Source organism: Aureimonas fodinaquatilis (assembly GCF_008369445.1).
Classification (GTDB): Bacteria; Pseudomonadota; Alphaproteobacteria; order Rhizobiales; family Rhizobiaceae; genus Aureimonas; species Aureimonas fodinaquatilis.
On sequence record NZ_VTWH01000002.1, the window covers coordinates 898,315 to 924,094 of the forward strand.

Below are 25,780 nucleotides of genomic sequence, written 5' to 3' on the forward strand. Positions count from 1 at the left end.
CCCTGCCCGTCAGCGCAAATGTTGCAGCTGCAAAATGATGCGTGACCGCTGGTAGAAGCCGCAGTCATCAGCAGTTTAAGAGACTCCACACCCGGATGGCTGGCACAACCTCTGCCGGGTTTGCAATTCAGTCGCTCATTCCATCAAGGAAACCAATGATGAGTTCGCTGTGATGACCCCAACCGCTCAACATCTTCGCGTCGTCGCTCAAGCTTCACATGAACGTGGCGGCCTTGAAAAACATTTGAACGCACCGGCGCAATCAATTCACTTGCGAAGATTGCGTATGGAACAGGAAGACCTGGATAATGCGATACCATATCCAACCAAATCGAATGCAGTATTCTCAACGATTTAGGTGATGTCGCCTGGCTGGCCTCGGTGATACCGAAAAGTGAGCCATTGGGGAACTTCAGATGATGCAAGCTAAGGCTTGCCCGCAAGAGCCGGATCGTCGCGAGCCAGGGACGTCAGCAGCCTCTGAAAGAACTGTTGTTAAAGCAGCATGGCAAGTCTGCCAATGTCATTTGCCCGCCTGGCCATCAAGCGTTGAGCAAAACGGAGATAAATGGCGACAGGTTAACATCCGGCGTTGGCAAGTGCTCGCCGGGATCCTGCGCCATCAAATCTGTTGCGCAGACTACTTCTTTGAAATGTTCAAAGATGAAACGCCGCCCTTCAAGCTGGGTGCAGCCGCAACAACCTTCTCTTTGACTTTTTTGGGTTTGCGCACTTCTTTCGTTCCACGTCTTTTCTCAGTAGCCATATCCTGCATCCTCCCATGGGCGGCGAAACCTCAACCCAGCCGAATTCTCCGGCCCGGCAATCCTATTTCCGTCCAACAGCGCGTTTCTTTTTCACGACTGCTGCAGGCGCTTCTGCAAGGTTAACCTCGGCTGTGAGCCTTTGCGCGCGCAGCCGATCAGACTTTGCAACGCGCGCAGACTTTTCGTCCGCGATCAACGCCAAAGCCGAACCCTTCGGATGCTCGTCACCGACCTTACGAGGGAAAACCTTTGAAACTCCAGATGTCATTGATGCCTCCAAGTAAAAAGGCCGGGCAATTGCCCAGCCTTCTGATTCACACCGTGCCAGTACATCCGTGGTCACGGCGTGAGTTAACTTCAAGCAGCCTGCAGGTCTGACGCGGCCTGTTTGCCATTCCGCGGCTCAGTTACCAGGGTGTAGCCGATCTTCTGACCTTCGCGGAGCGGCTGCATTCCAGCAGACTCAACTGCCGTTGCGTGCACGAATACATCAGGGCCACCCTCATCCGGGGCGATAAAGCCAAAACCCTTGATTGTATTGAAGAATTTTACGGTACCAATAACCATTTTCTCAGCCTTTCAATAAGACATAGTTGAACATTCGGACCAACACGTGCTGACCCGCTAAATTGTCGAGATTGAAAGAAAGAAACGAGGCGGTCGATACGCGCCAAAAGTACAAAAAAACAAAATCGATAAACGATATATAGGGGTAATGGTAATTTTTTGCAATGGGCAAACTGTAATCACGTTTTTTCGACTTGGAACCTTTTAAAAAAAATTAGTAAATTTGCCGAAATTAATTCGCATGTGAACGGTTTTGCACTTCGCGATGGAGATTTTTCTGCCGCCCGCTATGGCTCATTGAGGCGGTGGGTCGACAGGGACTGTTCTAATTGAACGTCCGCAGGCGGTTATTTCGCTTCGTTCTGAATCCGGCTCATTGGCAAAGCGACGGCATTTTCCGTCAGTTGCTGTGCAATGCGGTATTCTCTGACGATGGTTTCGCCGAGTTTGGAAAGCCGCGCTCCCCCACCCTGCTTGCCGCCGTGCTGCTTTTCAACCGTTGGCTTGCCAAACAGTTCGTCAGTCTCGGCAACCAGCAGCCATGCACGCTTGTAAGACATGCCCATCGCTCGACCGGCCGCGGCGATGGAGCCGTATTTGCTGATCCCTTCCAGCAGCTCCACTTTGCCCGGACCAAGTGCCTTATCGTCGAAATAGATGCGCAAGCTTATTCTCTGCATCCGACAGCCTCGCCAATACCCTTCAACAACCCGCTGAACCCTTATCACACCGTTAGCGTGACGCGACAACCGATACGCTTTTTACCTGAGCGTAGACGTTATCTGCGACTTTCAGGCCAAGCCTTGTTACGGATCTTGCGCTGATACGGGATCGAATATGAGCGGGCCCCGCCCCCAACTTCAGCCGAATGCTGCGTTCGTGCTCACCGACATCTTCAACATCGATAACCGTTGATGGCAGCACATTCAGGATACTGGTATCGGGTGCAGCGCTTCTGGTTATCGATACATCGCTGGCCGCGATACGGACGCGCACAACGTCGCCCACATTCAAGCTATGAGCTACGGTTCTGATCTTCGTTCCCGCCACCTCAAGCGTTGCGATACCGTCATTTTCCACCAGACAGACCGTTCCGGCCAGAACCGTGGCAAAATCCTTTCGCGCCGACAGGGATGATCCTGGCGCGGAGAGCACATCATCAAGACGGCCAGAGGCAATCACTCTGCCGTTCTGGAGAAGAACCAGATGATCGGCGAGCCGTTCAACCTCTGAAATATCGTGGGTTACCAGGATCATCGGAATTTTCAGCCTGGCGTGCAGGGCTTCAAAATAAGGCAGGATTTCATCCTTCGCCATTCTGTCGAGGGCGGACAGAGGTTCGTCCATCAACAGAAGGCGGGGTTGCCGCAGCAGCGCTCTGCCGAGGGACACCCGTTGCCGCTCGCCACCTGAAAGATGCGTTGGCAAGCGATTGATCAGACGGCTCAGGCCAAGCAGATCAACGACCTCGTCAAACTCGATGTTTGTTTGACTGGCCTTTGAGCGATGAGCGCCATAGAGAAGGTTTTTCTGAACCGAGAGATGCGGAAACAGGCTGGCTTCCTGAAAAACGTAGCCAATCGATCTTTTGTGCGTGGGAAGAAAAAAGCGGCTGTTCTGCCAGACATCAGTGCCCACCTGAACAGTGCCGGGAACGGTGTTCAATCCGGCTATAGAGCGCAGGATTGTTGTTTTTCCGCACCCGGACGGACCGAACAATGCGGAGATGCCATGCATTGGAATTGCAAAATCAACATCAAGCTTGAAACCGCCGACCATTCCGGCAAGGCTGACATGTATTGTATCTTCCATCAGTAGGCTTTCTGCCCTGAACGCCGAGCGATCAGAGACACCGAAAGAATAACGATGAATGCAAACACCAGCATGCCTGCTGACAGAATATGCGCCTCCCGCCACCGCAGAGTTTCAACAAAGTCATAAATTGCGACCGAAAGCACTTTGGTTTCACCGGGGATATTGCCGCCGATCATCAGAATAACACCGAACTCTCCCACCGTGTGCGCGAAGCCGAGAACTGCCGCCGTCAAAAATCCCGGAATGGCCAGCGGCAGGGCGACGGTGAAAAAGCGATCCCACGGTGATGCCCCCAAAGTTGCAGCGACCTCAAGGGGGCGCGGTCCAATGGCTTCAAAGGCATTTCGCACCGGTTGAACCACGAATGGCATGGAATAGATGACCGAGCCGAACACCAGACCCTCGAACGTGAACGCAAAGGTTCGAAGGCCCACTAGGCCTCCGAACCAGCCGCCGAGGCCGCTTGGACCCAAAGCAACCAGAAGATAAAAGCCCAAAACCGTTGGCGGCAGAACCAGTGGCAGAGCAACAATGGTGGCAACGACTTCCCGCCATCTGGACGTTGACCAGGCAAGCCACCAGGCAATTGGCGTGCCGACCACCAGCAGGATCAACGTCGAAATTGTTGCCAACTCGATTGTCAGTCTGATCGGCGTCCATAAATCGCTAGACAGAACTAAATCCCCCAATCATCAACGAAGCCGGTGGACCACTTCAGCGATCGAGCGCGTAGCCATATTTTTCGATGATAGTGGTCGCTTCGTCACCCTTCAGAAACTCCAGAAATGCGACAGCAGCGGGATTGCTCTCACCCGATTTCAGAAGCACTGCATCCTGTTTGATCGGCTGATACAGATCCTGTGGAACAACCCACCTTGAACCGGCGTCTGTCTGCGACACCTGCCCGAGAGCGACAAAACCCAATTCGGCATTTCCGGTTTCTACAAATTGATAGGTCTGGCCGATATTCTGCCCCTGTACCAGCTTACCACTAAGAGCATCGTAAACGTTCAGCGCCTTCATGGTTTCAACGGCCGCAACACCGTAGGGCGCTGTTTCCGGGTTGGCGATGGCAATCTTTTGGAACTCGCCTTTCTCCAGCGTCTCAGGCCCCGTAATCCTGTCCGGCTGGGCGGAGTAGAGCACGAGCTGGCCGACGGCGTAAGTGAACACAGACCCATCGACGCCATACCCTTCCGTCACGGCCAATGACGGCCTTTCGTCATCAGCGGCCAGAAAGACTTGAAACGGAGCGCCCTGGGTTATCTGCGTGTAGAACTGCCCGGTGGCACCGAATGAAAGTTGCGCCTCGTGATCTGTGGCAGCCGCAAACGCCTGCGCAATCTCATTCGCAGCATCCGTGAAATTGGCAGCAACAGCCACATTTACCGTTTCTGCCTGTGCTGCTGACGCAATCAATGCACTCGCCAAAAAAGTTGGAATCAGATGTTTCATTTGTCCCCCTCGATATAGCCATTCGGAAATATTGCTTATTGTTAGCGACAGGCCGCACGCCAGACAAGAGGCTCGTTGATGAGCCGCCTTCAATATGAACGGAGCGATCCGAAGCTTCGCTTGCTGTCAGTCGAGACGTGTAGCTGCAATTGCAGATAGCAGTCTTTTCAAGTCTCCCGTGGCTGTGGTAGGTAGATGACCAACAAGTGTCCAACTTACACGGATATAAAGCGCCACAATGCCGGACGAAGGCGACAGTACAGGCGAAAGTCGATACCGAATGAGGCTGGTCTTCCATAGTGAAGGCCAGCCTCGTTTTATCAGCTTTTATTCTCATATGGCGATTGACCGCCTCGGATGTTCCATCCGGGGCTTTTTGCGTTTGCGCTACACTCTCTAAAAGGCTCAGTCATGGACTTCCTCGCAGATCCCAATATCTGGATCGGCCTCATAACCCTCATCATTCTCGAAGTCGTTCTCGGCATCGACAATCTGGTGTTCATTGCCATTCTTGCGGACAAACTGCCTCCGCATCAGCGAAACAAGGCACGCATCATCGGCCTGTCGCTGGCTCTTGGCATGCGGGTCGCCTTGCTCTTCTCGATCTCATGGATCGTAACACTGACACAGCCGCTGTTTTCCATTGCCGGGTTCGATTTTTCGGGAAGAGACATCATCCTGATTCTGGGTGGTGTGTTTCTGCTGGCGAAGGGCACGATGGAACTGCATGAGCGACTGGAAGGCGCGCTCAAGCCGAAAGAGGGCAAGGTTGTTCACGCCGTTTTCTGGCAGGTGATTGTTCAGATCGTCGTGCTTGACGCGGTGTTTTCCCTCGACAGCGTGATCACCGCCGTGGGCATGGTCAACAATCTCTGGGTCATGATCACCGCCGTCTGTGTGGCAATGGCTGTCATGATAGCTGCGTCCAAACCGCTGATGGCCTTTGTTTCCAAACATCCGACCGTTGTTATCCTCTGCCTCGGCTTCCTTTTGATGATCGGTTTCAGCCTGGTTGTCGAAGGCTTCGGTTTCCACATTCCGAAGGGTTACCTCTACGCAGCGATTGGCTTCTCGGTGTTGATTGAGGCGGCCAATCAGATTGGCAGGCACAATCGGGAAAAACGCATCACCACCGGCGATCTGAGAGAGCGCACTTCAGAAGCCGTTCTGCGGCTTTTGGGCGGGCGCGTGGGTGAGCAACCGCTTGGCGAGACGATGGATGTCATTGCCGAGCGCTCATTGCAGGGCGAACTGTTCAAGCCCGAGGAAAAAGAGATGATCCGCGGAGTGCTGGACCTGGGCGAACGGCCTGTCAGTTCGATCATGACACCCGGGAATGAACTGGAATGGCTTGATCTGGATGACAGTCCTGAAGAGTTGCACGAGGCAATTCGCAAATTGACGCACACGCGCGTCATTCTTGCCCGCGATAATGTTGACGATTTTGTCGGTGTTGCGATCACCAAGGAACTGCTGAACACGCTGATTGACGGCAAGACAATCGACTGGACGCGCGTGGCACGCCAGCCGGCCATCGTTCATGAATCCACCGACGTTCTGAAGGTAATGGAACAGTTGCGGCGCTCGCCGGTGCAGATGGCCATGATTGTCGACGAGCATGGAGCGCTGGAAGGCATTGCCACCCCGACTGACGTTCTGGAGGCCATAGCAGGCGAATTTCCTGACATCGGCGAGGAAGCCGCATCGCTTGAAGCGCAAGAAGAAGGCGGATGGATTGCAGACGGTTTTATCGACATCCGCCAGCTCAGAGGCGCGATTGGCCATGATCTGGTGGACGAGGCCAACCGCTATTCCACGCTGGCCGGCTATATCCTGACGCAGATGGGACATCTGCCGCGAGAGGGTGACTGTGTGGAGGCGGAAGGTTTGCGGCTCGAAGTCATCTCTGTTGACAAGCGCAGCATCGGCAAGGTGCGCATATCTGAAATGCTGGTTCCCGCATAACAAATAAGGCAGCGGGAACAAATTCCTTACCAGGCAATTAATAATGAAACTTGGTAAGGGGACGAAACGATGGCTTTCACCAACACTGTCTATATCAGCATCGCACTGGGACTGGGCATGACTGTTGCAGGCTTGATCTAAAGCCGCATTGTTATTCGGGCGGCGCAGTGCCGCCCCTGCCCTCGAGGCTTTTTGAGCCTCGTGCCAACAACTGCAAATTGTAAGCAAGGAACTCCCTATGCTACCGCTGGGGAATGATTCCATTCTATGCACTCGCCGCTGTTCTGTATCTGTCCGCCCCTGCTCAAGCGTTGGAAATCAACGGTCGGGCTGAAGTGATTGATGGGGATACAATATCCGTTGCGGGCACAAGCGAACGCATTCGCCTCTACGGCATAGATGCGCCAGAAGGTCAGCAGACTTGTGAGACATCTTCAGGCAAAATTTATCTGTGCGGAAACAGTTCAGCACAATTTCTGACAGATCTGATTGGTCGAAATGGTCGCGTGTCCTGTGTGGAGCACACGCGCGACAGGTATGGCCGGATTGTTGCCGAGTGCAGAACCTCAGGCGGCAAAAATCTCAACAATGAAATGGTGCGCGCCGGCTGGGCTGTGCATTACGAGAGATACAGCGACGGTCGATATGGCCGCGCACAGAATGATGGGCGTGAAAATAAGCGCGGCATGTGGAGTGGCAACTTCCTGTTGCCGGAAGAGTGGCGCCGGGGTGAGCGCCTGCAATCCGAACCGACAGCAGGCAACGGATTGGGTGATTGCCAGATCAAGGGAAACATCAGCAAGAGCGGCAAGATTTATCACTTGCCCGGGAGCCGCGCATATGCCGGGGTGAAGATTGATCTGGAACGCGGCGAAAAATGGTTCTGTACCGAGCGCGAAGCATTGGATGCCGGCTGGAGAGCCGTTCGCGGTTAATGAGGGACACCAGCTCCAGAGTGTTCAGCCTCACACCCTTTCATGTTCCGAGACCAGGCTTTCCAGATGGTCCAGCAGGGCACTGGCTGGAGAGCGTACAATTTCGCGGTGAGGCAGGATCGCGTACAGCCCGACCGGATCTTGCTGATCCTGCGGTAAAACCCGCACCAACGTTCCTGAAACAAGGTCTCGTCGCGCGTAAAATTCGTAAAGATTGGCGATGCCCATCCCCGCAACGCAGGCAGACCGCAGCATGTCGCCATTGTCGCACGACAGCACAGGGTCAATCGGCACCGCCGTTCGCCTGCCGCCTCGGCCCAGCACCCACGGGTCTGCCTTGCCGCCGATCAGACTGACCAGACATGTGTGTTGCAGAAGATCCGATGCAGTTGCCGGGGCGCCTTTTTCCTCGAGGTAGCCGGGAGATGCGCAAAGGACCCGGGAAAGCCGCGCCACCAGTCGGTTGGCCATCTTGACCTCTGGCCAGCCGCGCAGAACCAAAGCGACATCAATGCGGTCCTTGACAATGTCCGGCAATGCGCTTGTCACGAACAGATCCACCTTCAAATGCGGGTGAGCGGCCAGAAAACTGCGAAGGCCCGGCCCCAGCAACTCGGACGCAACGGATGGCGGAGCGCTGATGCGAAGATGCCCCCTCATGCCGTCGGCCTGCGCCACAGCAACACTGTCGACTTCTTTGAGAATCGTCAGGCAATGCTCGTAAAAGCGTAAGCCAGCTTCTGTTACGCTGACCTTGCGCGTCGTGCGAAAAAGCAGTGCCGCACCCAGCGCCCTTTCCAAAGCCGACACGGTTTTGCTGACGGACGAAACCGAAACCTTCATGTGCCGTGCTGCTGCAGAATAGCCTTCCGCATCCACAACTGCGCGAAAAATGCGCAATGCGGACAACGGTGTTTCATCAAGCGGAAAGCGCTGGCGATCTGTCACCATATTTTCCTGATTGGAAACAATCCTTTCTTGATTGGGTATATTGTGCATGTCGTCAACCCTATTCAAAATTGCATCAGATGAAGTTTTGGGAGGAACATCATGTCATTTGCACTCGGTTCAGCCGATTTGCAACGCAAGGGTTTTGCAGGACGCTCCGGCGTTGGCGCTCGACCAGCTTTGATCGTCATAGATTTCACCAGAGCGTTCACGGACCCCCAGCATCGCCTGGGTTCTGACGCGCAGCGCGAGATCGCGGCAACCAACGACGTTATTGCACAGTTCAGGTCAAAAGGTCTGCCTGTCATCTTCACTGCAATCGAGTATGGCACAGCAGCTCAGGCCGCCGCTTCGAACTGGCGTTTGAAGATAGAGGGAATTGTCAGCCTGTATAGCGGCAGCCCGGACACCGTGCAGGATGATCGGCTGGCCCGTGAGCCAACGGACCCCATCATCAACAAGCAATTTGCCAGTGCATTTTTTCGCACCGATCTTGAGGAACTGTTGAACAGCCTGGCCGTCGACACCGTCGTGCTTGCCGGCTGCAGCACCAGCGGATGCGTCAGAGCAACGGCAGTTGATGCCTGCCAGCTTGGTTTCAAAACCATTGTCTGCCGGGAAGCGGTTGCCGACCGCGATCGCACTGCGCACGAACAGGCGCTGGTGGATATTGACCTCAAATACGGCGATGTACTGAGTGGCAAAGAGGTTGCCGACAGCCTGAAGACGAAATGAACTGAAAACCGCTTTAAGGGAGGAGCGATCATGAACGCATCCATAAAAACTCGGCTCTATGCCGCGGCATCCTTTGGCCTGTTGGCCCTGGCGATGCCATCCACATCCATAGCGCAGGAATCCGTTCGCATCGGACTGGCAACCCAGGCGTGGTGGCCGACGGTTGTTGCCGAAGTGGCGTCCCGACAGGGCCTTTTTGAAAAAGAAGGTCTTTCAGCCGAACTGACCGTGTATCAGAGCGGCGGCGAAACATTCACGGCTCTGGCGGCGGGTGCAGCCGACGTCATTTCAATTCAGCCCTCCATCGTGGCAACCGGCCGCAACAAGGGTGTTGCATCAAAAATCGTTGGCCTTGGCTCCACTGCCAATTACGGCTGGAATCTTATTGTTCCCACCGACAGCGATATTCAGAGTGTCGCCGACCTTGATGGCAAGAATGTCGGCATTACGGCATCGGGAAGTCTGTCGGATTTTCTGGCGCTCTGGACCGTCAAGGAACACGATGTCACTTTCACCAGCATTCCCCTTGGCGGTGCCGGGCTGGTGCCGAACCTGATATCCGGCAATGTGGATGCGGCTGTCGTCTTTTCTCCACTAAGCTTTCAAATCATTGAATCGGGCGACGGACGCAGCATTCTGGATTACGGCGGGGCCATACCCGAACATCTGAATTCCGGTTGGGCAGCCAGCGACACTTTCATCGAAAACAACGGCCCTGTTTTGCAGAAGACACTCAATGCCCTTTATGGTGGCGTGGCGTGGCTTCAGGCCAATGAAGATGAAGCCATTGATCTGCTTGTTGAACTGAACCAGATCGACCGCGAAGTTGCCGCACGCGATTATGCCGAACAATTCACCAAGCTTTCAGCCGAAGGCGTTCCGACAGTCGAAGGCGCGCAGGCTGCTCTTGATCTGGCGGTTATCGGCGGCATGACCGACCTTGCTCCGGCAGCAGACATTGTCGAGGAGCGGTTCCCTCCGGTACCGACACAGCCTTGAGTGCTTCATCCGGAATGCGGTCAGCTTCGGCTGACCGCTACCTGCGAACGGCCATCATCGTCGGCCTGTTTGCGGCATGGGAAATCGCCTCACGCACGGGCCTTGTCGATCCAAGATTGCTGCCTCCGGCCAGCACTGTTTTTGTTGCCGCGGCCAATCTCTTATCCACACCGGTTTTCTGGGGGCATCTTGGCACAACATTGGCGCAGACAATGGTGGCCTTCATCATTGCCGTTCCAGTCGGTGCGATCCTCGGCCTGATCATTGCGGAAAATCGTTATGTGAGTGAGGTTCTCAAGCCTCTGGTCTTCTTCGTCTTCAGCATTCCAAAGTCGATTTTTCTGCCGATGTTCATCCTGGCCTTCGGCATCGGGTTTGGGCAGAAGGTCGCATTTGGTGTGTTCTCGGCCATTTTCATCATGATGATGACAGCCTTTGCCGCAGTTGATTCAGTCAAACGCGAGCATCTGCTTGTGGCCAGGGCAATGGGTGCAAAGCTTCCGCAGGTCGTCCGGCGGGTTTATCTGCCAAGTATGGCACCGGTTTTGCTGGAAGCGGTCCGCCTGGCCATGATTTTTAACTTCACCGGCATTCTGCTCGCCGAAATGTACGCGTCGCGCAAGGGCATCGGCAACCAGATCGGGCTCTGGGGCCAGAGCTTCATGATAGATCGCCTGCTTGCCGGAATTCTCATTGTCTCGGTTCTTGCCATCGTTTTCAACGAATGCGTCCGGGCGGTGGAAACGCATGTCGGCCACTGGAGAACATGAAGATGAACACTCTTCACCGCGGCGAGGTCGTCGTCAGCCACCTTACGCAAATTCATGAGTCCAACGGACGCAAGACCCACGCTATTGACGATATTTCCTTCACCATTCCGGCTGGCAAATTTGTCTCGGTGGTCGGCCCAAGCGGCTGCGGAAAATCGTCACTTCTCATGATGCTGGTGGGGCTGGCCGAACAGACATCCGGCACGCTGTCGGTTGCGGGTGCGCCGATCAAAGGCCCGGACCCGGACCGGATAGGCGTGGTTTTCCAGGAGGCCAATCTTTATCCATGGCTCAGCGCGCGCAAAAACGTCGAGTTTCCGCTGATGCTCAAAGGCATTTCAACGGACAAGCGGGCCGACATGGCGCTGAAGGCGCTGGAACTCGTTGGTCTGCGGGAGTTTGCCGACCGTTACCCGCATGAGCTTTCCGGTGGCATGAAGCAGCGCGTCTCGATTGCCCGCGGCATTGTGCAGGACCCGGATGTTCTGATGATGGACGAGCCGTTTGCCGCGCTGGATGAGCAAACACGGATGGTCATGGGTGACGAGCTTTTGAACATCTGGGAGCGAACAGGCAAAACCGTGATGTTCGTCACGCACAGCCTGACCGAAGCGATTTACCTTTCCGACCACGTGATCGTCATGTCGGCCCGACCCGGACGCATCGTAGACCGGATCGACATTGATCTGCCGCGTCCCAGAACCTTCGAAATGACATCCTCGCCCGAGTTTACCCGGATCCGCAACCGGATCTGGGAGCAGATCAGGTCGGCGTGAGATGAGAGCACCGACATCACGCGAGACCAGATGGCTGATCATTGCCACTCTTCTGGTGCTTTGGGAAACCCTGCCCAGATTTGGCGTTATTCCGCCACTGTTTCTGCCTCCCCTTTCCACAACAGCTTACGCGCTTTGGGCGAATGGGCCGGAATATATAAGTCATTTGTGGGTTACCCTCAGAGAGGTTGGCGTTGCGCTGCTGTTTGCATGTGGCGGGGGCATAGCCGCGGGCATAGCACTTGGCACATCGCCAGCCCTTCGGCGCTTGCTGCTGCCCATCGTATCCTCCGCTTACGCCATTCCTCTGGTGGTGCTTTACCCGCTTTTCACGGCGTGGTTTGGCATTGGCGAGCCGTCCAAGATTGTGTTTGCCAGCGTCTATGGTTTTCTGCCCACGTTGCTAGGAGCGGCCGCAGGCGCGCAGACCATTGATCGTGGAATGCTTGTTACTGCAAAAAGCATGGGCGCAACGCGCATGCAGCAAATCGTTCATGTCCTGCTTCCCGCAACCATGCCTACAGTGCTTACCTCTCTGCGCATTGGCGGTGCGCTTGTTATTGTCGGTGTTGTTGTCGCGGAAATGCTGATGTCCACGGCCGGCATCGGCTTCCTCATCTCGCGTTATCGCACCTTGCTGGACAGCCCAAAGGTCTTCGCCGCCATTCTTCTCGTACTGGCACTGGCAATCGCCTTCGACCTTCTGGTTCAGGCGGCAGAACGACGCTTCAGCCAGAGAGGAAGCAGCGGCACGGTAGCGGACCCCCAATCTGAAGGCGCAAAATGAAGAAAATAACTCTCAGCTTTGACAATGGCCCAGACCCGGAGACCACGCCGCTGGTGCTGGATATTCTGGCCAGGCACGGCATCAAATCCACCTTCTTTGTTGTTGGCGATAAACTGCGTGATCCCGAACGGCATGCACTTTGCCAGCGCGCTCAGGCAGAGGGGCACTGGATAGGCAATCACACCTTCAACCATCTGGTTCCACTTGGCCTGAGCAAACATGTTGGCGCTTCAACATTTGAAATCGGTCGCACGCAGGAGCTGATGGGTGACCTTGCAGGAGACAAAAAACTGTTTCGCCCATTCGGCGGCGGCGGCCACATCAACACCAGCCTTCTGGACCGCGAAGCGTTGGAGTTTCTTCAAGACGGACAATACACCTGTGTTCTGTGGAATGTTGTGCCACGGGATTGGGAAACGCCGGACAACTGGCACCAGACTGCCATGCAAATGTGCGCCGATGTTGATTGGCCGCTCGTGGTCGTTCACGACCTGACCACCGGAGCAATGAAACGCCTGGACGAATTTATCGAAATGGCCGAAGCGGCCGGCATGACATTCGTCCAGGAGTTTTCACCGGACTGCCTGCCGATAGTTGATGGCAATTTGCGGCGCGATGTCAGCGGGATCGTTGCCAGTTAAGTAAAATCCAGCTTCACCAAAACGCCGAATATTGGGGCCTTCAGGCCCCTTTGTTCATTGCAGGCAGCCTGAACAACACTGATTTTATACGCCGTGAAAGTAAAATGCGCCTTTGTGAAATACAGAAGCCATTCACTTCATCTTCTCCAATATAAATTCAACACAACTCTAAATATGCGACATTTTGTCATTCAGCAGACAGCGGATCCAGCCGCATTCTGAGGCCCCTCAGCAGGCGCAACCGATAGTTTAAGTGACTTTCAGGCATCAAAATCTCATACTCGCGATATCATAGGAGTATGTTCCATGTGATGCGATTGCTTTAACAACTTTTAATGTGTGTTAACGGCATGTATCTTAATCGCAACAATGCTCCTGCCACTTCATTCAGCACCTCAATTTCTGATTGCGCCCGAAAAATCCGCGGCTAATGTGTGGATAGAAAGTATGGGGACACGACAGAATTACTTTTTGGAAACTCCCAATCCCAAGTTCTGCCGTACAATGCATACTATAAATTGACTGGAGGTCAGCAAATGAATATTAAGAGCATTCTTCTTGGCTCGGCTGCGGCCCTTGTAGCAGTTTCTGGCGCACGTGCTGCGGATGCTATTGTTATTGTAGAGCCGGAACCGGTTGAATATGTTCGCGTCTGCGACGTATACGGCACGGGTTTCTACTACATTCCGGGCACTGAGACCTGCATCAAGACCAGCGGCTATGTACGCTTCCAATATAACGTTGCCGGTTCTCCTGCGACAAACCTCGAAGGTGACGACTACCAGGCCGGTTCATCGGTTCGTGCTCGTCTGAACTTCGACGTTCGTGAAGAGACCGACCTTGGCACCCTGCGCGGCTACATTCGCCTTCAGGCAACCAACGGTATTGACGCTGGCGACGGCATTCGCATGGAACATGCCTACCTTCAGTTGGGCGGCTTTCTTGCTGGTTACCGTGACACGCTGTGGTCAAACGACATTGGCGGCATCGAAGATGGCCTCCTGACCGACAGCGATCTTGTTGTTGGCGATTTCCGCACCAACCAGATTTCCTACACATTTGCTTCGGGCGGCTTTGCGGCAACTCTTGGTCTTGAAGACGACCGCACAGGCGACATTGCACCAGACGTTCATGGTAAGATTTCTTACACTGGCGCATGGGGCGGCGTTTACCTGTCAGGTGTTTACGACGAGACCTACAATGCTGGCGACATCAACCGTTATGTTGAGTTCGGCGGCACCGAGTATCTGGCCTACGGCTTCCCCTTCCTGCCTGAAATTGGTGTAGATGGAAGCAACGATGCGTTTGCATTGAAGGCCGGCCTGTTGCTGGAAGATCTGCTGGTTGCAGACTCGCAGTTCAAGATCGAAGGTCACTACGCATTTGACCCAACGGTCTATGCAGAGATCGACGGCGTCGGCAATGCTTTCTCGATCAGCTCATCGGGCACGGGCACCATTGTCAACGCGACACCAGGCGCAATTCCGCTGGTTCTTGAATGGGCAGTTGGCGCTGGTTACACGCAGGGCTTCGGCAAGCTGGCAGTTGGTGTTGCCGGTCAGTACGGCCACACATTCGACACAGCATTCCTCACAGGCTTCTCGCCAACTGCTGTGCCGCTCTACACCACAGCAACGGGTGACTACTACTCGCTCGTTGGTAACGTTGGCTATGACCTGACGGACAACCTCAACCTGCTGGCTGAAGTTCAGTACACCAATGTCGACTTCGGATCGGCTGTTGGCGAAATCGACCAGACCAAGGGCTTTGTCCGCATTCAGCGCAACTTCTAATCGGTTATCCGATTTGAATGAAAAAGGGCTGGTCGAAAGACCGGCCCTTTTGCTTTTGCAGGTCTGGTGAGACCACTTGTGAGAGCGACCCCCAGCCGAAAATCAAGCTGCCTTGCCAGTGGCGACAACACAGTCAAAATTTGCTTCAACCGGCAAAAAATTGAAATTTTTAGTCTACTGATTTGATGTACATTTGAACTATCGTGACCTGATTGTGGTTACGAGGCTCGGTTAAATGGCACTGGATCTGTTCGGCTCTCTTCATTCCGGCTATTTTTCCGAAACGATTGCGGCATCGTCCAAGCCGTTCGATGTGGAACATATCGCCCGCGTGGCGACGTCTCACGAAGCGGCTGGCTTTGATGGGGTTCTGGTTCCGTTTTCCTCCACCGCCCCCGACAATTTCCTGACGATAGCCGCGGTAGCAGCAGCGACTCAAAAGCTGCGCTTTCTGATTTCACATCGGCCTGGCTTTGTTGCGCCAACACTGGCCGCGCGCATGCTGGCAACGCTGGATCAATTGACTGGCGGGCGGCTGGCCCTGCATCTGATAGCCGGCAGCCGCAATTTCGAACAGCGCCGGGATGGCGACTATCTCGACCATGACGCACGCTTTGAGCGGATGGAAGAGTATCTGACCATCCTGCGTCAGTTATGGACGAGTGAACATCCGATTGATCATGTGGGCAAATATTATCGCTTTGAGCGCGGATTGAGTGATGTTCGCCCGGTCAACGGTCAGTTGCCGGTTTCAATCGGCGGCGCGTCCCCCGCTGCCATCGCTGTGGCTGCCCGCCACGCGGATGCCTATCCCATATGGGCCGAAACGCTGGGCGGCGTCAGTGAGATGATCAGCGCAGTGCGCGCATCGGTTCCTGCCAACCAGCAACCACCACGCTTTGGTTTGTCTTTGCGCATCATTCTGGGTGGCACGGAGGAAGAAGCCTGGCGCAATGCCCGACACGCGGTTGAGAAGGTTGAGGAAATCGGGCTTTGGGCAAAGCGGGGCTACAATTCGCCCGTGGAAAACACCGGGACGAAACGTCTGCTGGGTCTGGTGGACAAAGGGGAGGTCCTGGACAGCCGGCTTTACACCGGACTGGCCCGCGCCACAGGAGCGCCGGGCAGCGTAACTGCTCTTGTCGGCACGGGCGAACAGGTTGCCCAAGCCATGTGGGATTACCGCCAGATCGGCATTGAGTCATTCTGGTTTCGCGGCCTCGACCCGCATCGGGATGCAGAAATTTTCGGCGCCGAGTTGATACCGCTGTTGCGTGCTCAACCAGATGCCGTTGCGCAGGCTGCCTGAATTTTCATCTCCCCTGACCGTCCCGCAGGAACTGTACCATGCCTCAGCAATCACTTTCCGTCGCAATCATTGGCGCCGGCCCCGGCGGCCTTGCCCTTGCCCAGGGTCTGGGCAAGGCCGGCATCACCTACAGGATTTACGATCGCGACCTGCACCGCGAGGATTTCATGCAGGCCTTTCGCCTGAGCCTGCGCGATATTGGCGTCGATGCGCTTCAGGAACTGCTAAACCCGGAGCTTTACGCGGCATTTCTGGCAACGTCCGGCGAAACGAGTGATGGCGCAGGCTTTTACGATCGGGACCTCAATCTTTTAACCCCATCGCAGGGAGCACCCACCCGGGACGATTTCACTTTTGCACGTGCGGTCAGCCGCATCACTCTGCGCCAGATTCTGCTGGCAAATATTGGCGACCGGCTGCAAACGGGACGCATTTTTCAGGCCTATCGTGAGCGCCCGGATGGCAGGATAGACCTTGAGTTTTCCGACGGCTCAACTGAAATCTGCGACATCCTCGTTGGCGCAGATGGTGTTGCCTCGCGGGTGCGGGCGCAACTTCTGCCGCATGTTCGCACGATTGATACCGGTGCACGCCGCATCGCAGCCAAGGTTCGGCTGACGGATGAAAACCGCAAGGTTCTGGATCCGCTTTTTCTGGAGCGCACCATCATTGCCAAAGGCTCCCGCGGCAACAACCTGTTCATATCCGCCTATAACCACCGGCACCAGGATACAAAAGGCCTTGGCAGTTTTGGCGGCAATGACAGTGCCTTTGAACGCCAGCCCGGGCTGCTGTTTGACAACAGCTCCAGCTATGTCATGTGGGCCTTCAGTGCGCGTGCCGACGAATTGCCGCCTGCCGATGTTCTGGAGACACTGGATCGCCGCGGCCTGTTTTCGATAGCAGAAAGTGCCGTTGCGAACTGGCATCCAGCTATTCAAACACTGGTTGAAAGAACCGACCGTTCAACGGTTGGCCTTATTCGCATTCGCTCCTCCGTGCCGTTCGAAGCCTGGGAAACCGGCGCGGTCACACTGCTTGGCGATGCCGTCCACTCAATGACGTATTTCCGCGGCCAGGGCGCGACCACCGCGCTGCATGATGCACGGCTCCTCACCCGCGCCATCAGCGCCATCGCCTCTGGCCGCCGGCAAGTGCGCGAAGCCTTGGCCGCATATGAACATGAAATGCGAATGACGGGCTTCAGGGCCGTGCGCGAATCCATGGATGCCTGTGAACGGGCACTGGATTTCCGCCAGCCCGAGTTTCACCAACCCGAGTTTCAAGCTGGCGCGGTCCCTCTTGAGCCGCCCCAACTGATACCCGCTCACATCAGCTAACAAACCATCAGTCCACCGGAGCCTTCTGAAATGTCGCTGTTTACCATCAACCGCCGCGCTGCCCTTTTGGCTTTTGCCGCTGCCGTGGCGTTGCCCATGTTTGCGCCGGGCGCAGCCAATGCCCAGGAGTGGCCAGAGGTTATCCGCATCGGCGCGGTGCCTTCGGCTTCAGGCAAGGCATTTGCAACCGGGCTGACCGGTGTTGCCCATGTCAAGGAATTCGTCGAAGCCGAGTTCAAAGACACGCCCGTTAAGGTCGAGTGGGTTTATCTCACCGGCGCCGGACCAGCCATCAACGAAGCTTTTGCCAACAAACAGGTTGAGTTTGGCCAATATGGCATTCTTCCCTCGCTGCTCGGCCATTCGCGAGGTTTGCCGACCAAAGCCGTGCTTGCCTATGGCGGGGTCAGCACCTTTGCCGTTGTGCCGAAAGATTCGCCCGTGCAAAGCCTGAAGGACCTGAAAGGCAAACGCATTGGCACGATGTTGACCACGATGATGCACTGGGCATTGCTGGAAGCACTGGCCCAGGAAGGAATTGCGCCCGATGAGGTGACAATCGTCGGCCTGCAGGGACTTGATCTGCTGCCCGCTGTGACGTCGGGCCAGGTCGATGCAGTGTTCAGCGCCAGCGAGTTGCTGACACTGGAAGAACAAGGTTTGGCCAAAGTCGTCTTTTCATCCCGCAATGGAAACCCGCTGACCGCCGGTCAGGGCAATTACGTGGCGGACAAAGACTTCATCGAACAATATCCGGAGGCGACGCAAAGGGTTGTGAACGGCCTTTTGAAAGCCGGGTACTGGCTGGCCCAGCCGGAAAACCGTGAAGAAAATTTCGAGATCTGGGCAAAGAGCGGTGTCAGCCCTTCCATTCTGGCAGCAGAGTTGGACGGTGTGGACCTCAAGTCACTGATCAATCCTCGGCTGGATGAATTTTACCGGGGCCGGGTTGCTGCCGCCGTTGATTTTGCCCAGCAGGAAAAGCTGTTGCGCGGCGACGTAAACCCTGAAGACTTTTATGACGACCGCTTCTACCAGAAGGCGATTGTAGAACTTGGCTATGAAAATTTCTGGCCGGACCGCACGGCTGACGGCCGCGTCAAGTAAGGTACAGGGACAGCAGATATGACCAACCAAAGCCCAATTCTTGAGCCGGAGGCCTTTGCGTCCTGGCAGCACCACCACATTCTGGATGCGCGTGAACCCGCCGCCTTCGAGGCGGGCCATCTGCCCGGCGCTGTGCCGGTTTCCGCCAAAGCGTGGGACCAGGCAGCAAAAGCGACTGAAACCGGCCCGGCAAACTTGGATTACTGGGCCAAACTGATCGGCGGCCTTGGAATTGACGGCAGCAAAACCGTTGTTGTGATTGACGATGGCAAGCTGACCGACGCGGCGCGCATCTGGTTCTTCCTGCAGCATTTTGGTGTCGATGCACGCGTGGTTGATGGCGGCTGGCCTGTGCTGACGAAACAGGAGCTCACTGTTGAAACTGGCCCGGCATCACCGCCAGCCAGTGCAACCTTTCAGCCAGAACCGGCTGTCTACGCAACCTATTACGACCGGGCAGCGCTGGCAGACGTTCTGGGCGATGACGTTCAGATCTGGGATGCGCGGACTCCGGCAGAATATGCCGGAGACGATGCGCGTCGCAATCCGCGCCCGGGGCGAATTCCCGGCGCGAAACTTCTCAACCACGTTGCTTTGACCAATTCGGCAACCGGACGGCTGGAACAGCCGGACGTCCTTTCAAAACTGCTGGAGGACGCGGGTTTTCTGCCAGGCAAGCCCATTATTGCCTATTGCGAAGGAGGTGGCCGGGCCGCTCTTGCTGTTCTGGTCGCCACCTCGCTTGGCTACCCCGAACCGGGTGCCTACTACTCGAGTTTCGCCGATTGGTCGCCTGATTTGTCCGTGCCTGTAGAGCGTTGATGCAATGAGGGGCGCGGCAACCTCCCTATTCACGCTGCGTGGACCGTTTCCACGCAGCTTTGCGCTGGCATTGCCGTTTGTGCTGCCTCTCGCTTTGCTGCTTTTGTGGCAGTTAGCCGTTGTCCGCAACTGGGTTTCGCCGCTGATCCTGCCGCCGCCTCTGCGCATCTGGCAGACTTTTGTCGAGCTCTGGCAGAACGGGCAGATCGCCGAAGCATTCATGATCAGCCTGTTTCGAATTGCGGTCGGCTTTGCCGCTGGTGCAGCCGGCGGCCTTATCGTCGGCATGGCCATGGGTTTGTCCGACACGTTCGACAGGATTTTCGGCCCGACATTGCGAACCCTGGCTCAGGTGCCGACGATCGGGTGGATGCCCATTCTGATATTGGTTCTGGGGCTGAGCGAGGCTGTAAAATACATCATCATCGCCAAGGCCAGCTTTCTGCTTGTGCTGATTGCAACTGCCGATGCCATTCGCAATGTTCCTCGTGATCAGGTGGATGCGATGCGGGTGCTGCGGCTTCGGCCGATGACGCAGCTGACAAAATTCTGGATTCCCGCTGTTCTGCCCTCCATCGTCACCGGCTTTCGTCTGGCGCTGGGTGCGGCCTGGATTGCACTGGTGATTGTTGAAATGTTGGCCTCAACGGCTGGGATCGGATATCTCATGGTCTGGGGCCGAACCGTGTTCCAGCTTGATGTGGTTGTGGTTGGAATGATCATTATCGGCCTTGCCGGGCTTTCGCTGGACAGGGTGATGGCGCTTCTGGAACGGCGTGTCAGCCATGGAGTGCACGGACATGGCTGATGTTTCCGCTGGCACCTTCATACCCGTCGCTGCTTCCGCGCCACGCATTCACCGCGGTCTTGCAAGGTGGGCACCGCTGACGCTTCTGCTTCCCGTTATCATATTGCTTCTGTGGTGGCTGGCGGCCTATTTCGAGCTTGGCTCGCCGCAGTTGCTGGTATCACCGCAAACCGTGTTTCTGGCGGCATTCACTGACCCGGCAGGCAGCAGCGTATGGCTCTCCGCTGTGCAGAGCCTTGCACGCCTGGCATCCGGTTTCGCCATTGGAGCGAGCGCCGGTCTTGCAGTTGGTTTGCTGACAGGACTGGCCTCCCTTGCGGATCGATCCTTATCACCCACTTTGGCAGCGCTTCGCCAGATCACGCTGTTTGCGTGGATTCCACTGCTGACAGGCTGGTTTGGCAATGGGGAAGTGACGCGCCAGATCTATATTGCGCTCACTGCGTTTTTCCCCGTGGCACTGTGTGCGCATGACGCGTTTCGCCGCATTCCCCTTGCGTGGCTGGAGGCGGCAAGTGTGTTGCGCCTCAAGCCGCTGACGCGCCTGCGCCGCCTTGTGTTGCCTGCCGCCCTGCCCGGCATTTGCACCGGCCTGCAGATTGGCCTTGTTGGTGCATGGCTGGGCACAATCAGCTCGGAATATGCGATCGGCATCAGCGATGGCCTTGGAGGACTGATTGTTCTGGGCCGGCAGCAGTTCCGTATGGATATTGTTCTTCTGGGCGTCACTGCTCTGACGCTCGTTGGCTATGGCATTGGTGCAGCGGCCAGCCGCACGCGCAGTTATTTGTTACGTCACCATGGTTTATCTAAATGAGTTCCGTTGCCTTGCCAACCAGTCAGCCGCCGCTTTTGTCATTGCACGACCTGTCGCTCAGCCACCAGATAGACGGCAAACCATTTCAGGTGCTGCGCAATATTGATCTCGATATCAGCAACGGCACTTTTGTCAGTATTGTTGGCCCGTCGGGCTGTGGAAAATCCAGCCTGCTTCGGCTGATAGTCGGGCTGGACACCGGTTTTGAAGGTACAATCGCTTTCGAAGGCGCCCCGGTGCGTGGCCTTGGTTCAGGCAGAGGCATGGCTTTCCAGGACCATCGGCTGTTTCCCTGGCTGACAGTGGAACAGAATATCGACCTTGGCCTTGACGCCACGAACCCACCCGCGGAAGAGCGCCGAAAGGCCGTGCGTGAGCACATCGCGCTGGTTGGCCTGACCGGATTTGAAAAAGCATATCCGGCCCAGCTTTCCGGTGGCATGGCACAAAGGGCGGCCATCGCTCGTGCACTGGTAACACGCCCAAGCCTGCTGCTGCTGGACGAGCCGTTGGGTGCGCTGGACTCGCTGAACCGCACCCACATGCAGAACGAACTGCTTAAAATCTGGCGAACGGAAAAGATCACCTTTCTCATGGTAACCCATGATGTGGAAGAAGCGGTCTATCTGAGCAATGAAGTTGTTGTCATGGGCTCCCGGCCGGGGCGCATTCGCGCCAGAGTGCCAATTGACCTGCCGCATCTGCGCCAACGCGACAGCGCTGCCTTTGTTGCCTTGCGCAAGAGAATAGTGGACGAACTTGAATAATCCTGGCAACCCGGCACAAGGAAAAGTTGAGGCGCAGGCCCCTCTCTCTGGTACCCGATCAAAGCTCAGTCTCATCTCCGTTCTGATCGGCACCTCGGTTGTTGTGCTTGATAGCGGCCTTGTGAATATTGCTTTGCCGACCCTTGCACGACAATACGACATCGACCCCGGCCGAGCTGTGTGGATTGTCATTGCACATCAACTTGTTACGGCAATGCTGATCATTCCGGCTGCAGGAATCGGCCGCCGATTTGGTCAGCGCGACACCTATCTGGCAGGTCTGTTTCTGGTTCTTCTTGGCGCGGTTGGATGCCTGCTCGCGCCGAATTTTGCCGCATTGCTGCTGGCGCGGGCCATTCAGGGCGCTGGCACAGCCGCTATTGTGGCGCTTGGCATGGCATTGGTGCGCAGCAGCTATTCCGGCCCGCAACTGGCTGTCATGCTGGGTTGGTATGCCATGTCTGTTGCCGTCAGCAATGCCGCCGCCCCGGTGTTTGGTGGTGTGCTTCTGGCCACTTTGGGCTGGCGCTGGATTTTCGCAATTGCAATTCTGCCGGCATTGATCAGCGCAACATTGATGCTGGCCGGGCCGCAAAACCGCCGCCACCGCGATGAAACGCTGGATCTGCCGGGGTTTCTGTTTTCCGCCATGGCAATGGCGGCATTCATGCTTTCCGTCGACAGGGTCAGCACGTCCCCGCAATGGGCAATTGTGGGCATGGCAGTTTTTGCAACGTCTGGCGTCTTGTTCATTCGCCGGCAAAAAACTGCCTTCTTTCCAGCACTTTATATCAAAGCTTTTGAAAACCGCCGGTTTTCCTGGGCCGTCACGACATCATTTCTGTCTTTTGCCGCGGCAACCATGACGCTGATTGGCTGCGTGTTCCTGGTTGAAGTTGGCCGCGGCATGAGTGCGCTGGAAACATCGCTCATTCTTTGTCTGTGGCCGATAGGTACGGCAGTCACTGCCCCGATATCAGGCAGGCTGACCGGGCGCTTCGCGCCCGGACGCATCAGCAGTACAGGCCTTGGCCTGTTTGCCATAGGGGCCGGACTGGTAGCCATGCTGCCGAGTGATTTTTCAGCAATCGACCTCGCATGGCGCGTTGGCCTCTGCGGGCTTGGATTTGGCCTGTACCAATCTCCAAACAATCTGGAAATGCTGTCTGCTGTACCGCGTGAGCACAGTGGCACCGCTGCCGCAATTCTGGCTTGCACGCGCACAATGGCCATGTCGTTCGGTGCATCACTGGCCGGAATGCTGCTTGCCAGTGGCGACCCCGGAGTGGTGGCTTACAAGGTCATATCCCTGGGCTGCCTCACATCTCTGCTGGCAATACTGGCAAGTGAACAACGCTGATGATCACCAGATTTCGGCCATGACCCGGTTTCGCCCCCCAGCTTTCGCGGCATAAAGCAGCTTGTCGGCCCGCTGGAGGGCCTGATCCAGATGAGTGCTGCCCAATGCCGCCGAGCTGATGCCGATGCTGACAGTCATGTTGAAGGCTGTGCGGCCTGACCGCGTTATCGGCGTGTCGGCAACCCGCTCCCGCAACAGATTGGCGAAATGCACTGCCTCCCGAACCGCAACACCGGGCAGCACCAGAGCGAACTCCTCACCGCCCAGGCGCCCGAAATGTCCCTCGCGCCCAAGCGCACTGCGCACAACTTCGGCAAATCTGGTCAGAGCCAGATCACCGGCCGCATGGCCATAAGTGTCGTTGATTTCCTTGAAATGGTCGATATCGATAATCAGCACGGCGCAATTCTGCTCTGCCATGGAATGTGTGGACAGGCGCACGAATTCGCCGCGAGACAAGGCACCCGTCAGTGTATCCGTTGCCAGCGCGCGGCGAAGCTGACGCACGAGCGAGCGCTGCCTGGCTGTGATGGCCGCAACAGCAAGAGGACCCAGCACAATGAGGCTGATGGCAAATCTAAGCGAAACAATGGTTCGTGGATCAGTCAGATCCAGGCGCAGATCGATATAGCCCGCGGAAAGAACAAGTTGCGCCAACACGACATAGACCAGCAGAAAGACTGTGCTGGCAAACAGGTGCATTGCCATTGCAAACCACAACAGCGCCGGCAATGGAAACAGGGTTGCGCCCGGCCCGCCAACCAGAACACCGAAGGCACAGCACATTGCAAAGGCCACTGCAGGCGGCCCCATCCGCGCAAACGACCTTTGCGATGGCGTGGTCACCCGCCGCAGATTTCGCCAGCGATGCGGCATTGTCGCTATAAAGGGCAGAATGGTGACATAGCTTGTCAGCTCTGACGACAGCCACAGAGCAAACTCTTTTTCAAAGCTGGCACCAAAAACCAGATTGGCGGCAATTGCACCGAAAAACGAGGTGACGGTTGCAGGCACACAGCTTGCCGCTGCCATTTTGATAACAGAAAACGGCCTGCCCAGTTTGAAATCCCTTGGGGAAAGTGTTCTGAACACGGCTATTCCGGCAACCCCGCCAACAATGTTGGCCGCAGAAAGCGAAACCGCTGCAACAACACTGCTGCCAGTCAACAGGTCGGGTAGAATATAGGCGGCCACCACTGCCAGCATGTCCAGAGGCGAGCCTAAGGACCGGTCACGCGTAAACAACCCGACCAGCAAAGCGTTTGCGGGCCAGAAGGCCGCAAGCAAACCTGCCGGCCTTGACACTATGCCGGCCAGACAGGCCAGAAATATAATTATAAAAAGGGCGGCAGCCCGGGTGGTCTGTGCCCGAAGCGCAGTGTTATTCATCGCCTCTCCGCTCTGCGCCGAACAAAGCCGAAAGGCTTTGGCCCGCTGTCCAGGTGCCAATGAATGCATACAACAGAATACCGGCATTGCCGCGCTGCACAATACCCGGCATGTCACAACCTGTAATTATGTCTCTATTGCCCCCTTCTATAACTCTCCTTAGCCGGGCAGCAACCGTTTCACGCCGAAATACGGAGGTTCAGATGTCACAATTATCGACCCGTCGTCTCACTCAACAGGACGGGCGTGACCTCAGGCGCTTGAATGAGCTGTTCGGCCAGGCTTTTGACGATCCGCAGACCTACACTGGCACCCCGCCGGACAGTGACTATGTGGCCCGGCTTTTGGCAAAAGACCATGTCATTGTTCTTGTTACGGAACATGAGGGGGAAGTTGTTGGTGGGCTGGTCGCATATGAACTGGAGAAGTTCGAGAGCGAGCGCCGCGAAATCTATATTTATGATCTGGCTGTTTCCCAGACGCACCGGCGCCAAGGGATAGCCCGAAATCTCATCAATTTTTTAAAGGAAATTGCCCGGCTGAAAAATGTGTGGGTCATCTATGTTCAGGCAGATTATGGAGACGGCCCAGCCGTTGCTCTCTACACCAGTCTGGGCGTGCGTGAGGACGTCATGCATTTTGACATCGCCATTGAGACAATGGATTGACTGGGACAAAGCCCCCACACCAAGCGTGGGGGCTTTGTAGGTGATGACGGTTCACCAGACGCCGTAGTAATCCTGTACCCGCCTGCCCTTATCGGCAGACCAGTCAAATTTTTCTTCAGCGCTGTAATGTGGTGCGCCCTCCACCTGCTCACGCGTCACATCTGTACGGTATCCGCCGAGCCTCTCATCATATGTCAGCTTCTGCCATGGCAGGGGATAATGATCGTGACCGATGCCTAGAAAGCCGCCAAAGCTCATCACTGCATAAGCGACGCGACCGCCACGTTTTTCCAGAATGAGCCGTTCAATTTTACCGACATGCTCATCACCTGCTCCGTAGACATCGGTTCCCACAACCATGTCGCTTGCAATCATATCGTGAGTTTCATGGATGTCTGGGTTCTGACTCATGTGATCTCTCCTGTTTCATAGAGTTGAGT

27 protein-coding genes are annotated in these 25,780 nt (G+C 55.9%); 19 read left to right on the top strand and 8 right to left on the bottom strand.

Annotated elements, in window-relative coordinates; translation table 11 throughout:
* Positions 1–416: 416 nt before the first annotated feature.
* Complete coding sequence (locus tag FPY71_RS18500; protein ID WP_188052298.1) at positions 417–890, top strand: hypothetical protein; 474 nt, start codon at positions 417–419, stop codon at positions 888–890.
* A gap of 234 nt (positions 891–1,124) precedes the next feature.
* Here the strand turns inward: FPY71_RS18500 and FPY71_RS10410 are convergent, their stop codons facing one another.
* From FPY71_RS10410 to modA, 5 genes are all read right to left on the bottom strand, one after another.
* Entirely contained in the window at positions 1,125–1,334 is a 210-nt protein-coding gene (locus tag FPY71_RS10410; protein ID WP_149300182.1) for a cold-shock protein, read from the bottom strand.
* 347 nt (positions 1,335–1,681) lie between these two features.
* The gene (locus FPY71_RS10415; RefSeq protein ID WP_149300183.1) at positions 1,682–2,014 is read right to left on the bottom strand and encodes a winged helix-turn-helix domain-containing protein; all 333 of its coding nucleotides are present in this window, start codon (positions 2,012–2,014) and stop codon (positions 1,682–1,684) included.
* 52 nt (positions 2,015–2,066) lie between these two features.
* Positions 2,067–3,146 carry a molybdenum ABC transporter ATP-binding protein gene (modC, locus tag FPY71_RS10420; RefSeq protein WP_149300184.1) on the bottom strand — a complete coding sequence of 360 codons (1,080 nt, stop codon included), beginning with the start codon at positions 3,144–3,146 and terminating at the stop codon, positions 2,067–2,069.
* Positions 3,146–3,781: a molybdate ABC transporter permease subunit gene (gene modB / locus FPY71_RS10425; protein WP_246160317.1), complete on the bottom strand. Its 636-nt coding sequence runs from the start codon at positions 3,779–3,781 to the stop codon at positions 3,146–3,148. The genes modC and modB overlap by 1 nt, the downstream gene beginning before the upstream one ends.
* Positions 3,782–3,863: 82 nt before the next feature.
* Positions 3,864–4,604: a molybdate ABC transporter substrate-binding protein gene (gene modA, locus FPY71_RS10430; protein ID WP_149300185.1), complete on the bottom strand. Its 741-nt coding sequence runs from the start codon at positions 4,602–4,604 to the stop codon at positions 3,864–3,866.
* Between the two features lie 411 nt (positions 4,605–5,015).
* Here modA and FPY71_RS10435 point away from each other — a divergent pair, with 411 nt between their 5' ends.
* Together FPY71_RS10435 and FPY71_RS10440 are read left to right on the top strand one after the other, a co-directional pair.
* Complete coding sequence (locus FPY71_RS10435) at positions 5,016–6,569, top strand: TerC family protein (RefSeq protein ID WP_149300186.1); 1,554 nt, start codon at positions 5,016–5,018, stop codon at positions 6,567–6,569.
* A gap of 254 nt (positions 6,570–6,823) precedes the next feature.
* Entirely contained in the window at positions 6,824–7,504 is a 681-nt protein-coding gene (locus tag FPY71_RS10440; protein ID WP_149300187.1) for a thermonuclease family protein, read from the top strand.
* Positions 7,505–7,534: 30 nt separating this feature from the next.
* Here FPY71_RS10440 and FPY71_RS10445 read toward each other — a convergent pair whose 3' ends face one another.
* Complete coding sequence (locus FPY71_RS10445) at positions 7,535–8,452, bottom strand: LysR family transcriptional regulator (RefSeq protein ID WP_188052299.1); 918 nt, start codon at positions 8,450–8,452, stop codon at positions 7,535–7,537.
* A gap of 102 nt (positions 8,453–8,554) precedes the next feature.
* Between FPY71_RS10445 and FPY71_RS10450 the strand changes: the two genes are divergently transcribed.
* The 15 genes from FPY71_RS10450 to FPY71_RS10520 all read left to right on the top strand — a co-directional run bounded on the left by FPY71_RS10450 (position 8,555) and on the right by FPY71_RS10520 (position 23,283).
* A complete protein-coding gene (locus tag FPY71_RS10450) occupies positions 8,555–9,187 on the top strand; it encodes an isochorismatase family protein (protein WP_149300189.1) in 633 nt (210 codons plus the stop codon).
* Between the two features lie 30 nt (positions 9,188–9,217).
* A complete protein-coding gene (locus tag FPY71_RS10455) occupies positions 9,218–10,186 on the top strand; it encodes an ABC transporter substrate-binding protein (protein WP_246160324.1) in 969 nt (322 codons plus the stop codon).
* Positions 10,187–10,200: 14 nt separating this feature from the next.
* Positions 10,201–10,956 (top strand): ABC transporter permease, encoded by a 756-nt coding sequence (locus tag FPY71_RS10460; RefSeq protein ID WP_149300578.1) that lies wholly within the window; start codon positions 10,201–10,203, stop codon positions 10,954–10,956.
* Between the two features lie 2 nt (positions 10,957–10,958).
* Positions 10,959–11,732 (top strand): ABC transporter ATP-binding protein, encoded by a 774-nt coding sequence (locus tag FPY71_RS10465; protein WP_149300190.1) that lies wholly within the window; start codon positions 10,959–10,961, stop codon positions 11,730–11,732.
* Position 11,733: 1 nt separating this feature from the next.
* Positions 11,734–12,519 (top strand): ABC transporter permease, encoded by a 786-nt coding sequence (locus FPY71_RS10470; RefSeq protein ID WP_149300191.1) that lies wholly within the window; start codon positions 11,734–11,736, stop codon positions 12,517–12,519.
* A complete protein-coding gene (locus FPY71_RS10475; RefSeq protein WP_149300192.1) occupies positions 12,516–13,160 on the top strand; it encodes a polysaccharide deacetylase family protein in 645 nt (214 codons plus the stop codon). The genes FPY71_RS10470 and FPY71_RS10475 overlap by 4 nt, the downstream gene beginning before the upstream one ends.
* A 536-nt stretch (positions 13,161–13,696) precedes the next feature.
* Positions 13,697–14,953 carry a porin gene (locus FPY71_RS10480; protein WP_149300193.1) on the top strand — a complete coding sequence of 419 codons (1,257 nt, stop codon included), beginning with the start codon at positions 13,697–13,699 and terminating at the stop codon, positions 14,951–14,953.
* A 235-nt stretch (positions 14,954–15,188) separates the two neighbouring features.
* Positions 15,189–16,262: an LLM class flavin-dependent oxidoreductase gene (locus FPY71_RS10485; RefSeq protein ID WP_149300194.1), complete on the top strand. Its 1,074-nt coding sequence runs from the start codon at positions 15,189–15,191 to the stop codon at positions 16,260–16,262.
* 38 nt (positions 16,263–16,300) lie between these two features.
* The gene (locus FPY71_RS10490) at positions 16,301–17,602 is read left to right on the top strand and encodes an FAD-dependent oxidoreductase (RefSeq protein ID WP_149300195.1); all 1,302 of its coding nucleotides are present in this window, start codon (positions 16,301–16,303) and stop codon (positions 17,600–17,602) included.
* Positions 17,603–17,632: 30 nt separating this feature from the next.
* Complete coding sequence (locus tag FPY71_RS10495; RefSeq protein ID WP_149300196.1) at positions 17,633–18,709, top strand: ABC transporter substrate-binding protein; 1,077 nt, start codon at positions 17,633–17,635, stop codon at positions 18,707–18,709.
* 18 nt (positions 18,710–18,727) lie between these two features.
* Positions 18,728–19,531, top strand: a complete 804-nt coding sequence (locus tag FPY71_RS10500) for a sulfurtransferase (protein WP_149300197.1) — start codon at positions 18,728–18,730, stop codon at positions 19,529–19,531.
* 4 nt (positions 19,532–19,535) lie between these two features.
* Positions 19,536–20,339 (top strand): ABC transporter permease, encoded by an 804-nt coding sequence (locus tag FPY71_RS10505; RefSeq protein WP_149300198.1) that lies wholly within the window; start codon positions 19,536–19,538, stop codon positions 20,337–20,339.
* Complete coding sequence (locus FPY71_RS10510) at positions 20,332–21,156, top strand: ABC transporter permease (RefSeq protein WP_188052300.1); 825 nt, start codon at positions 20,332–20,334, stop codon at positions 21,154–21,156. The genes FPY71_RS10505 and FPY71_RS10510 overlap by 8 nt, the downstream gene beginning before the upstream one ends.
* Positions 21,153–21,923, top strand: coding sequence for an ABC transporter ATP-binding protein (locus FPY71_RS10515; RefSeq protein ID WP_149300200.1), 771 nt, complete (start codon positions 21,153–21,155; stop codon positions 21,921–21,923). Before FPY71_RS10510 ends, FPY71_RS10515 begins: the two co-directional genes overlap by 4 nt.
* Positions 21,916–23,283 (top strand): MFS transporter, encoded by a 1,368-nt coding sequence (locus FPY71_RS10520; RefSeq protein WP_149300201.1) that lies wholly within the window; start codon positions 21,916–21,918, stop codon positions 23,281–23,283. Before FPY71_RS10515 ends, FPY71_RS10520 begins: the two co-directional genes overlap by 8 nt.
* A 3-nt stretch (positions 23,284–23,286) precedes the next feature.
* On the opposite strand, the gene FPY71_RS10525 is transcribed toward FPY71_RS10520, so the two are convergent.
* Complete coding sequence (locus tag FPY71_RS10525) at positions 23,287–24,672, bottom strand: sensor domain-containing diguanylate cyclase (protein WP_188052301.1); 1,386 nt, start codon at positions 24,670–24,672, stop codon at positions 23,287–23,289.
* Between the two features lie 203 nt (positions 24,673–24,875).
* Here FPY71_RS10525 and FPY71_RS10530 point away from each other — a divergent pair, with 203 nt between their 5' ends.
* Positions 24,876–25,340, top strand: coding sequence for an AAC(3)-I family aminoglycoside N-acetyltransferase (locus FPY71_RS10530; protein ID WP_149300203.1), 465 nt, complete (start codon positions 24,876–24,878; stop codon positions 25,338–25,340).
* A 51-nt stretch (positions 25,341–25,391) separates the two neighbouring features.
* On the opposite strand, the gene FPY71_RS10535 is transcribed toward FPY71_RS10530, so the two are convergent.
* Positions 25,392–25,751: a PRC-barrel domain-containing protein gene (locus FPY71_RS10535; protein ID WP_149300204.1), complete on the bottom strand. Its 360-nt coding sequence runs from the start codon at positions 25,749–25,751 to the stop codon at positions 25,392–25,394.
* Between the last annotated feature and the right edge of the window lie 29 nt (positions 25,752–25,780).